General features: G+C 37.9%; 10 protein-coding genes. 9 read left to right on the forward strand and 1 reads right to left on the reverse strand.

From position 1 onward, the window contains the following. A partial coding sequence (locus tag HRT50_RS05230; RefSeq protein ID WP_291612057.1) for a response regulator occupies window positions 1–307 on the reverse strand: 307 nt, incomplete at its 3' end. A 189-nt stretch (window positions 308–496) separates the two neighbouring features. On the opposite strand from HRT50_RS05230, the gene HRT50_RS05235 reads away from it, so the two are divergent. From HRT50_RS05235 to yvcK, 9 genes are all read left to right on the forward strand, one after another. Next, window positions 497–1,945 (forward strand): sigma-54 dependent transcriptional regulator, encoded by a 1,449-nt coding sequence (locus HRT50_RS05235; RefSeq protein ID WP_291612059.1) that lies wholly within the window; start codon window positions 497–499, stop codon window positions 1,943–1,945. Between the two features lie 703 nt (window positions 1,946–2,648). Next, window positions 2,649–4,628 (forward strand): LruC domain-containing protein, encoded by a 1,980-nt coding sequence (locus HRT50_RS05240; protein WP_291612060.1) that lies wholly within the window; start codon window positions 2,649–2,651, stop codon window positions 4,626–4,628. Between the two features lie 53 nt (window positions 4,629–4,681). Continuing rightward, window positions 4,682–5,164 carry a hypothetical protein gene (locus HRT50_RS05245; RefSeq protein WP_291612062.1) on the forward strand — a complete coding sequence of 161 codons (483 nt, stop codon included), beginning with the start codon at window positions 4,682–4,684 and terminating at the stop codon, window positions 5,162–5,164. 519 nt (window positions 5,165–5,683) lie between these two features. Continuing rightward, window positions 5,684–6,142 carry a hypothetical protein gene (locus tag HRT50_RS05250; RefSeq protein ID WP_291612064.1) on the forward strand — a complete coding sequence of 153 codons (459 nt, stop codon included), beginning with the start codon at window positions 5,684–5,686 and terminating at the stop codon, window positions 6,140–6,142. Window position 6,143: 1 nt separating this feature from the next. Continuing rightward, the gene (locus HRT50_RS05255; RefSeq protein ID WP_291612066.1) at window positions 6,144–7,622 is read left to right on the forward strand and encodes a Wzz/FepE/Etk N-terminal domain-containing protein; all 1,479 of its coding nucleotides are present in this window, start codon (window positions 6,144–6,146) and stop codon (window positions 7,620–7,622) included. Continuing rightward, window positions 7,619–8,713, forward strand: coding sequence for a glycosyltransferase (locus HRT50_RS05260; RefSeq protein ID WP_291612068.1), 1,095 nt, complete (start codon window positions 7,619–7,621; stop codon window positions 8,711–8,713). The genes HRT50_RS05255 and HRT50_RS05260 overlap by 4 nt, the downstream gene beginning before the upstream one ends. Continuing rightward, window positions 8,707–9,891: a glycosyltransferase family 2 protein gene (locus HRT50_RS05265; RefSeq protein WP_291612069.1), complete on the forward strand. Its 1,185-nt coding sequence runs from the start codon at window positions 8,707–8,709 to the stop codon at window positions 9,889–9,891. Before HRT50_RS05260 ends, HRT50_RS05265 begins: the two co-directional genes overlap by 7 nt. A gap of 8 nt (window positions 9,892–9,899) precedes the next feature. Continuing rightward, the gene (locus HRT50_RS05270) at window positions 9,900–10,541 is read left to right on the forward strand and encodes a sugar transferase (RefSeq protein WP_291612071.1); all 642 of its coding nucleotides are present in this window, start codon (window positions 9,900–9,902) and stop codon (window positions 10,539–10,541) included. Window positions 10,542–10,670: 129 nt separating this feature from the next. Continuing rightward, on the forward strand, window positions 10,671–11,555 hold the full coding sequence (yvcK, locus tag HRT50_RS05275; RefSeq protein WP_291612073.1) for a uridine diphosphate-N-acetylglucosamine-binding protein YvcK: 885 nt from the start codon (window positions 10,671–10,673) through the stop codon (window positions 11,553–11,555). Window positions 11,556–11,764: the final 209 nt, after the last annotated feature.

Raw genomic sequence — 11,764 nt, forward strand, 5'->3', positions numbered from 1 at the left:
AATAATGACAGATTTTCCCTTCATTTACCGCTGTCACCGTTAAGTTAATATCGGCATGACCCGTTAACAAGAAACGTTTACAGTGCGGATTAATGTCAATGATTTTCCCTAAAAAGGTTGCCCCATCCATTACTGGCATTCTCATATCAGTGAGGATCAGCGGAATATTAGGATTATCTTGGTAAAAGCCAATGGCTTCATTAGCATCTGAAAACAAATACAATTGAAAATGTTTGCGTAACACACGATTTAGCGCGTTCAGTACTTCCTTTTCATCATCAAGTATTAGTAATGAAGGTTTGTCCATTTATTCTTCCCTAGCAAGCCCACACTGTTTCCAAGTCGGTCACTTATTTATAACAGCTTTAATAAAAAGCTTTATTAATTATCACTATAGTTTAACTATGTTAAAAAAAGACGCAAATTGCAAATAACGCCTATTAAATTGCAAATTTATCCTATTATTAATAAATACATATTCTGAAATTGGCATGCGATGATGGAAAATCAAGACAATAGTTCAGCACTACCCGTATTACTGCTCGTTGATGATGATGACAATATATTGCAAGCATTAAAAAGAGCCTTATATAATACTCAAGCTACTATCATTGACTTTAACTCGCCACTTGCAGCGCTAGAATATTGCCAGACAAATCAACCTGATGTGGTTATTTCAGATCAGCATATGCCCGACATGAATGGCTGCGAATTATTAGAGAAAATAAGAAATCGCTGGCCCAAATCACAACGCATTATTTTATCCGCCTACCAAGATTTTGATCTTGTTTCCGCCGCATTTAGCTCTGGTGTAGTCGAAAAATACATTTGCAAACCCTGGATCAATAAAGAACTGAAATTTGTGGTCGATAAGGCGCTCAGTAGAAAAGTAAATGTTATGCCTAGTGACGACAACACACCAATGACAGGGTTAATTAACTTTCACGGTATGGTGGCTGAAGATGAAACCATGCATGAGCTATTTGATAGTATAAGGCACGCTTCAAGTACCAATGCGCCCATTTTCATTACCGGTGAAACCGGTACCGGTAAAGAGTTAGTCGCTAAAGCTTGCCACTTTGAAAGTTATCATAAAGACCAACCATTTATTGCGGTCAATTGCGCTAATTTCAGTGAGAACTTAATTGAGTCACAACTTTTTGGTCATACTAAAGGAGCGTTTACCGGCGCGATATCCAACCAAGAAGGCTTATTTTCTGCCGCGAAACAAGGCAGCTTATTTTTAGATGAAATAACGACATTATCTAAACCCTTGCAAGCTAAATTATTACGCGTGGTGCAAGAGCGAGAATTCTCGCCATTAGGCACCAATGAGGTATTAAAATTTCATGCGCAAATTATCTCGGCCTCTTCCAACTCCATTAGTAGTGCCGTAAGAGAAGGTGACTTTAGAGAGGATTTATATTACCGACTTAATGTTATTACCATGGCTTTACCGCCATTAAGAGAGCGAGGAGGAGATCTAGTGCATCTCGCTAATTTCTTTTTGAAAAAACACAGTAAAATCGAGCACAAACATTTTAGAAAATTTTCTCGTAACGCCATTCAAATAATTTGCGCCTATGACTGGCCCGGCAATATACGTCAATTAGAAAATGTCATTCATGGCATGGTTATTTTAAACAGTGGCGAGCAAATAAAATCGGAAATGATAATAAAATCATTATCTACTACAGTAAAAAATTATACTGCTATTCAACCTGTATTGCCTCAATTAGCTCAACCAGTTATGGGAAGTAATGATTCCCATCATAATACAACTAACGGTCAGGTAAAAAACAACACAGCGATTCAACCACTTTGGCAAGTAGAAAAAGATGCTATTGAAGCGGCAATATTACATTGTCAGGGTAATATCCCTAAAGCTGCGGCTATGCTAGAAGTGAGCCCTTCAACTATTTATAGGAAGAAGCTCGGCTGGTAAATAATTGAAGGGGAAGCTGATAGCTAAGGCGAAAGACGACTAGTTATCAGCACTAATATCAAAATACATATATACCCGTTACCATTCAAAGTGCTCGATTTCAGTGGGAATTTAAATGACTTTAGGCAAGGAGAAGAACGTAAACATAGTTATTCTATATTTTTGTTCTTTAACGCCGTATAAAGTCATTTAAAAACCATCGCAGAAGCGCTTGAGTAATATAACTTCTTCGTTGCTGTGATTTATAAGGGAATGACCATTACTTCATCACAGCGCCTTGAATTGAAAATACTCAAGCACTCTGAAACATGCATATTGATTGGTAACGGGTATAAACACTTGCTGCTCTGTTTTATTGCTAGCAAGTTAACTCAGTCGATTCTTGATATCAATAGTGCTTTGCAGTTTGCAACTGCCATTATCAAAAAAAAACAAAAAAAACCTAACTCACTGATAAACGATACAAAAAAATAACGGAACACTCCTTGCAATGCTTGTTAATAATCACAGTGTTACTAATTAAGGTATTAATAACCACGGTGACAATAACCATAGTATTAAGAAACAATGCAGGGAGTTTTTTATGATGTATTTAAAAAATATTCAGTGTGCTTTTATAGCTTCTTTTTTCAGTTTCTTGATACTTTATCACGGCTCTGTCACTGCTGCCCCTTTCGAAAGTTGCCCTTCTAAAGCGTTTCTAATGCAACAACAAGTCGCACAACTTTATGGGGTAAACCTAGTGACAGGGAATTACTCGCTCTTATCTGGTGATTTAGGGACTAATGACAAAATAAACGCCATTGGTTTTAACTTTCATGATAATTACATTTATGGTTGGGGTTATGAATGGGGCACTTTAGTTCGCATTGGCGATGATTACCAAGCTACGCCTATTACCTTAGCCAACAATCCCGGAGTAAATTTTTATGTTGGTGATGTCGCACTCAATGACAACAGCTATTATTTTTATAAAAAAGGCTCAGCATATGGTCTCTATAAGGTTTCTTTAGACGAACAATCTGTCGATTACCTTCAAGTCAGTAAAGTTATTGATGGGCAATCCTTGTCGTTAAGCATTTATGATTTTGCTTTTCACCCCATCAATAACTTTCTTTACACCGTTGATAAAAATGGCCTACTACACCAAATAGATGTAAATACCGGCATAGCAAATTCGCTAGGGAATGTCGGTGAACAAGGCACATTTGGCGCTATTTATTTTGATGTCGATGGCAAATTATATATCAGTCGAAATAGTGACGGTTATGTATTTATTATTGACGTGACTGACGCAAACCCAACCGCTACGTTATTCGCTTATGGCCCTAGTGCCTCACAAAATGATGGAGCCCGCTGTGCTGTGGCGCCGATTGTTGACGAGTCTATTCCCGCAACAGTGGATTATGGTGATGCCCCAGATAGTTATGGCACAACCTTGTTTAGTAACGGTGCTAGGCATAGCATAAGTGAACTGTATTTAGGCTCGAGTATAACCACTGAGCATAATGCCAATGTTTACCCTAAAACCGATGAAGATGACGGCATCGTTTTCTTAACCCCTTTATTAGCTGGTAGCGATAGTTTGATTCAAGTACAAGCAACAGGGGCTGGCTTTCTTAATATTTGGGGTGATTGGAATCGTGACGGTCAATTTTCAGCCGATGAAAAGCTCATCACTGACAAGTTTTTAGAAAATACCACTGACGTTATTTTGGTCAATACACCTTTAACTGCCTTAAATGGCTTTACGTGGCTTAGAGCAAGATTTACCACCGTAGCTGCGGTTGCAGTCAGTGGTGGCGTATCTGACGGTGAAGTGGAAGACTACCGTGTTATCGTGACGAATTCAGGCAATAGTCAAATTCAAGATACCCCGTATTACCTTGCTTTTGAGGATAGTTGGCCTGAGCAAGGAGATTACGATATGAATGATGTGGTTATTTTACAAAATTCATCATTATTGTTAACCGATACCGGCCAAGTAAAACAAATAGAATTTCAAGGTGAAGTAAGAGCGTTAGGTGCCTCTTATCAAAATGGCTTTGCCATTCAACTAGATAATATATTGCCTAGTAATGTCGATGCCAGCCTAGTGCGTTTTGAAATCAATGGTGTTTTGCAAGAGGTCAGTGCCATAGAAGAAGATATACAATTTTTAGTGATTAATATTACTGATGATTTACGCAGTCACATTCAATTAACCCAAAACTGTTTATATTATCGAACGGAGAGTAATTGCAGTAACTCATCTTTGATGACCTTTAGCGTAACAGTGCCGTTTATCAGCCCCATTGCCCTTGAACAATTTCCAGAAGCTCCCTATAACCCCTTTATATTTGCTAAAGAAGGGACTTACCATGGCGACCTTTTCTTTCATCCTGGTAGAGGACTAGAAGTTCACCTAAAAAATAAACTGCCAACATCTAAAGCGGATCTATCGTTGTTTGGCATGGCAGCAGACAGAACTCAACTAGATGGAGAAAATAAATATCAAACCAGCAACGGTTTACCCTGGGCACTGGCGATCAACCCTGGTTCACAAGAAGAATGGAAGCACCCCAGCGAAATGATTGACATTTTACATGCATACCCCGACTTTCAATTATTCATCGAAAGTAATGGTAATAATTCCAGCGACTGGTTTTCACAAAGTAATGCGGTTAATTCGAAATTGTATTAACAAAGCAAAAACTAAACAATTTAAAACAAGACTAGCAACAAGGAATTCAAATTATGAAAACTCATATCATTACAGCTTTATTGTTAACACTGACACTGTTTGGTTGTGGCGATGACGATGGTACTGAGATAGTACAGGGTACAGTGCAGGAAACCCCTCCGCCAACCAGCAGCACAACCCCAGAGACCAATACAGACATTGTCGCCACCAGTGAGCTAATTAGCACGCCAGACTTTAACTTTATTTCCGGTACTAAGTTAACAGTAACCTTACCTGTAGCTCCTACAGCAACTATCGATTACTTCATTAATATTTGCACAGACTTTACCAATGAAGATAATGTTATAACCATCAATTACCAAAGTTGTAAATTAAGAACAGCCATCACCTCACAAACGCAAGAGTTTACTTTATCCTTAAGCGTGGTGGAGCTACAGTTAATAGCCCAAATTTGGCCAATGGAAAGTGACGCCAAAGTAATGAATGCTTACTGGGATATTGCTGAATCAGGCCATAACTGGCAAATAGTTTTTTGATAAATACACCTGTTACCATTCAAATTTCAGGATTTCAGTAGGAATTAAAATAATTTTAGGCAAGGATAATATTTTAAGCATAGTCATTCTAGGCTTTGATTATTTAACCCGGTATAAAGTGATTTTAAACCTATCAAAGAAGCGCTTGAGCAACACGCATCTTTGATGGGTAAAGATATTTACCCTTGAGTTATACCTCTACCCACGAAAATACCCTCCTGGTAGCAAGCCCATGAAAGATACTGAGTTAAGACCTTCTTGTTAGTATTTCCCTTGGTTTTCTTTAAAAAAATAGATTTTATCCCCTCATTCCCGCCCTATTTATCTACTCTAGCAACTTAACCTAGTTGCATTTTGAAAAGCGTAACGCAAAAGCAATTCACAAACCGCTAACAAAAAGTAAAACAAAAAGAAAAAGAAACTTATTAACAACGACTTACAATATGGCTCATAACTTGAATATATTAAGGTAAATAAGGTAAGAGTTAACATGTGTATCAATAGCGAAGGGGATAGCAGATGAAAAGCATGCCATTAAATTGCATTTTTGTTATGACATTGCTTACTTGTACTGGCTGTATTTCGACCTCGATAAGTGACTCATTGGCCTTAATCGAACAAGAAGAAAACCGCGCCAACAATAAAGCCGTTAATAAAGAAGTTTTGACTAGTATCCAAGCGTTACGCTTTTCACAAAAGCTAGCCGAACAGCAGTACACTTTTAGCTATGATTTGCATAATACCGAATTAAATTACGCGGATAAAATAAAAATCACCCGCCTAATAGTGAACAACAAACAAAGCATCACCATTAACATTGCGCCCGCTAAGGGCACAAATATGCTCCATCAATTAGCACTTTCCATGGAGCGGGCTGAAGTACTGCGCCTGCATATTCGTCATTTTAATAACAAGATCACCATTAAGTTTGCTCCTAAGTTAGAAAACGACACTATTAACTTAGTTACTGGAGCCTAACATGACGACATCAGTCATTATAAATATTCACCTTATTTTATCGGCGATATGGCGTCATCGCTATTTAATTATATTTCCAGCAATAGCATTACCATTAATCGCGATAATTGCTTGTTTGATTGCTCCAAGAACGTGGCAAGCACACACCACAATATTGGTACAAGAAAGTGCCAAGATGAACCCTTTTCTTGAGGACTTATCAATATCCACTGATTTAGAAAATAGAATAACTACTTTAGATACCTTACTCCATAGTCGACATATGTTAATTAATGTCGCGAAAGATTTAGCGCTAATCGATGAGCATTCAACAGACTTGCAAAAGGAGCAATTAGTTAAAAAGTTATCCGCGGCACTTAAAGTACAGTTAATCGGTAAAGATTTAGTAAAACTTGTTTACCAAACTGACTCACCCGAAAATATCATTGCTGTCCTACGGGTAGTTAGAGCAAGGTTTTTAGAAACGCTGTTAGCGCCTGAGTTATCCGCAATAGATGCGTCGGAATCATTTCTAAGCAGTCAATTAGCCTTAAAAATGGCCGACTTACAAGAATCTGAGTTTAGGTTGGCTAATTTCAAACAATACAATGCTGAGCACTTACCCAGACTTTATAGTGCAAATAGTAGTAGGTTCAGTCAATTAAGCATGTTATTCGAACAGAAAAAAATTGAATTATCTGGTGCTATTGCCGCTAAAAGAACCATTCGTACTCGGCTTGCTCAAGTAGATCCGGTGATGAGTGAAATTGAACAAAGCATAGTAAAAACCAAAAGCGAGCTAATTATTTTGCGTTCACGCTACACTGGACGACATAGCAAAGTACAAACAGCACTGAGGAAATTATCACAGCTTGAAGATGAACGAGTAAACCAAAGCAAAGCATCATACAAGATAACCGAAGTGGATTTAAATCGTTTATGGGAAATAGCCAGTCGCATGCAAGATGGTGAAGTGGATAACAATCAAAACTTATTATTAGTATCACAATTACAAGAATTACAATTTGCCGACAGTAACGTAGAAAAAATCAAAGAAGAGATTAACTCTATAGAGAAGCAAACCAAAATACTAAAAGCGTCTCTTGCTGGCACCGGTGAAATGGAAAGGCAACTGTTAGCGCTTGAAAGAGACCTTAAGGTTAAACGGGATTTATATAGTGATTTACTGTATCGATATGAAAAAGCAAAAATAACTGGCGCCCTTGGCAAGTTTGAACAACCAGAAAGAATAAAAATAATCGACGAGCCATACCAGCCTAGCTCGCCGACTAACTTCCCGCTTTATATATTTTTATTAGCCGGAATTATTGGCGGCATATGTTTAGGTGGCGGTTTAGCGCTATTCGCTGAGTTAGCTGACACATCTATCCGTGCAAGATATCAACTAGAATTAATTACCTCGGCCCCAGTAATAACCCGGCTGCCACGAATTGGAGTAAAGCCTTTTTCAAGTATGAAAGACTTAGGAGAAGACTTATGAAACCCGTCATAGTTCATGTTGTACAACACTTAAAACCCGGTGGGATCGAAAGTTTTGCGCTAGAATTTCAGCGAGCTGCACAACCATTTTTTGATGTACATATTATTTCTTTAGAAAAACAAAACGTTAAATGTTATTGGAATAATATTGATGGCTTTAAAGAATTTATCCATATGTTAAATAAAAAACCCGGTTGGCAAGCCAATATTTTTACCCAATTAAAGCAATTCTTCGAAAAAGTTAAACCTATCTATGTACACACTCACCATATAGGGCCATTAATCTATGGTGGCGTTGCAGCAAGACAGGCAAAGGTTGCTCATATTATACATACTGAGCATGATGCTTGGCATTTAGCCGATTTTAAAGCGAGATTATTACAGAGGCTTATTGTCAGTTTGGTTCGTCCTATCTATGTAGCTGACGCTAACTTTGTTGCCGAGCAAGTTAACCGTTTAATGCCATCATTAAACCCAGTGGTCATCCCTAATGGTATCGATACTAATAAATTTAAACCTTCGACAGTGAGTAAGCGGCTGTTATTACAACAAGCGGGTCTGCCTGCAGAGTTGAAGTATATTGGTTGTGCCGCTAGACTAGAGTCAGTAAAGGCTCATGATGTATTAATAAAAGCTGTTCATAATCTGCCTAAAAATATTGGTTTATTACTCGCTGGCACTGGCAGTTTAAAAGCAAAGTTACAGCAATTGGTCATTACGTTAAAATTAGAAAAAAGAGTTTTCTTTTTAGGTCATGTTGATGATATGACCACATTTTACCCATTAATTGATGTTTTTTGTCTTTCCTCACATAACGAAGGACTCCCCTTGTCTCCTATGGAAGCCCAAGCCTGTGGAATACCTGCGGTATTAACCGACGTTGGCGGCTGCAAAGAAGCCATCTGTAGTGTAACAGGTAGAGTTGTTCAAGCTAATAACCCGACATTGCTAGCGCAGGCCCTGCTAAGTTCACTAAACCAAAAAAGTCATTATTCACCGCGAATATTCATAGAAAAACAACGTTCTCTTGACCAGATGATTAAGCAATATGTTTCATTAACGCAAGCTGATTTAAGGTGTAAGCTATGTTAGACATCATAATGGTATATATCTTAGCTATTGCTATATTTTTAGTCATTTATCACCATGTACTTTATCCGCTAGTACTCAAGAAAGTGACTAAGAATAAGACAAACATTCCTCCTATCATTAAAAATCGTCACTATATTTTTAGTGCTGATGATAACAATTTAAATTGTTTTTCAATTATCATTCCTGCTTTTAATGAAGCTAAATTTATTGCCGATAAAATTAGAAATTTAAGTTTCATTGACTACCCAAACGATCGATTTGAATTAATTTTACTTTGTGACGGCTGTAGTGATGACACCCATAACATAGCTTCACAAACCCTTAATGAGCTTGCTTGTCTTGATTTAAACTACCAACTGGTAAACTTTAAAGATAATCGCGGTAAAGTTGCAGTGCTTAAAGATGGTGTCGCCAAAGCACAGTTTGACAATATTGTCTTTAGTGATGTCTCGGCATTATTACCGGTAAATAGCCTACTGATGTTAGATAGTCATTTTAAAAATCCTGCTGTTGGTGCTGTTTCAGGCGGATATCAGTTTGTTAAAAAAGGCACCGTGGGTGAACAATACTACTGGCGCTATCAATCTATGATTAAAGCAAGAGAAAGTTCTATTGCTAGTGTGCTTGGCGCTCACGGTGCTTTTTATGCACTCAGGAAGTCTTGTTATGAAGAGGTTCCTGCAGATACTATTAATGATGACTTTTTAATCCCGATGAATGTCATTAAACTCGGCTATCGCGTGATATATGAGCCTAGAGTTGTTGCCATCGAACTTGAACAAGTTAATTTGGAGCAAGATATGAGCAGGCGTTTAAGGATAGCAGCGGGAAATTTTCAGCAACTGGTCTATTTGTTACCTTTGTTATCACCCAAGTATGGCTGGAATGCGATAAATTTCGCCTCTGGCAAAGCGTTAAGAGCAATCACGCCTTTTATTTTAGTGGTTATCTTTGTCAGTAATATTTATCTTGTCTCGGTTCACTATGTATTCTTATCACTATTTGTTTGCCAAGTTTTTTTATATAGCCTGGTTATGCTGATTAATTTATTCCATATATCACCTCAGTTAGCCGCATTAAAGCTAATCTGCTATTTAGTTAATGGTTACTGGGTCGCCTTAAAGGGATCTTTAAAGTACATCTTCGGTTTACAAAAAAAGAATTGGACTAAAATATAGGTAATATTATGAAACACAATAGCTTTGTTCACCCAAGCATTAAACTGCTTAAAAGAGCCATGGATTTAACCTTTGCCATCACATGCTTATTATTAACACTGCCCTTATTTGGGGTGATAGCCCTGATGATAAAGTTATCTTCACCCGGAGCTATATTCTATTGTCAGTTAAGAGTAGGAAAAATGAAAGCGGGCAAGGTGAAGCATTTCAACATGATAAAATTTCGCACTATGGTTAATAATGCCGAGGCGAGTTCAGGTGCTGTTTGGGCAACAAGTAACGATAGTCGACTGACTTCTTTCGGTAGGCTACTTAGAAAAACCCGGCTTGATGAACTGCCGCAATTTATTAATGTCATTAAAGGTGAAATGTCACTTATCGGACCTCGACCAGAAAGACCTGAAATAGTAATAAAACTAGAAAAAGCTATCCCGTTTTATTCTGAGCGTATTTACGATATGACGCCCGGCATTACTGGCTTAGCACAAGTGTACCAAGGTTATGATACTTGCATTGACGATGTTAAAGCTAAAATAGCTTATGACTTTGCATACTCGCTATCACTTACTAAACTAGATAGATGGTTGTTAATGGATTTAAAAATTATTTTTAAAACGATAATTATTATGGTGTTAGGTCGCGGGCAGTAATATCACTTTCATACTGTTTTTGACCTTGTTGTGCACTGATAAAATAAATAAGGGCAAGACAGTCGATTAAGTAATAATTTAGCGAAGCGGATATAACACCACATGCGATTGAGGGATAAGATTAAGCCTATGACTAAGATTAATGTGACTTGTATTGGTGGCGGCCACGGTTTAGGGCGTCTGTTAGAAGCTATCAATGATTTTGACTTTGTTAGTCTAACTGGCATTGTCAGTACCACAGATAATGGTGGTTCTACTGGCCGCTTAAGGGAGAGCTGCGATACAATTTCTTGGGGGGATATTCGCTATTGTTTATCAAAATTATCTAAAGCGGCATCAACTAAATCACTGTTATTAGAATACCGCTTCGATAAACTAGGCGACCTATCCGGACACAGCTTAGGAAATTTAATGTTTTGCGCTGTGGATTCTATTTGTATCAGACCTACCGAAACTGTGCAGGTGATGCGGGAATACTTAGGCATTAAAGCCAACATTTTACCTATGTCTGATATGGTAACTCATCTAGTTAGCCATTGTGCTGATCATTGCTATGTCGGTGAAGTTGCGGTTGATGATCACGTAAACCAAGGCATTAACACATTGGCTTTAACACCAAGAGTTAAACCGAGTGAAGAAGTTTTACATACCTTAGAAAATACCGATATCCTATTTCTTGGTCCAGGCAGCTTTTATACCAGTACCCTACCTAGCCTATTAATGGATGCTGTGATTGATGTTATTAATCACAACACTAAACTAAAGATTTATTTCATTACCAATGTACAAGACGAATTTAATAACCAATACGACCAAACACATTACCAACTTGGCTTCATGAGGAAACTTGGCTTAACAAAAACGGTGCATTCTTTAATACCTCGCCATCGCGTTTCTCATTTTACCGACTTATGTGAACCTTACACCATCGCTGATCTTCCTGCAGATACTAGCGGGAGGCATCAACAGCCCTTTTATCGAGATCAGTTACTCGAATTAATTAAGCCATACTAAAGCAAAAAAAACTAGCCGAACAAACTAGCCGAGCTAGCTCATTTTATGCTTAGCTGAAACGCGCTAGTAATAAAACTGACTACACCTAGCTATTATGCGTATTTCCCCAGCATTTTTTAAACTTGTCACTGGCATTTTTCACTACAAAATTATCATTCGCAATTTGCATTCTATTTTGCCTTCCTGTTAAGTTACACGGTTCCCACCAC

It is taken from the genome of Colwellia sp., assembly GCF_013215345.1.
Lineage (GTDB): Bacteria > Pseudomonadota > Gammaproteobacteria > Enterobacterales > Alteromonadaceae > Colwellia.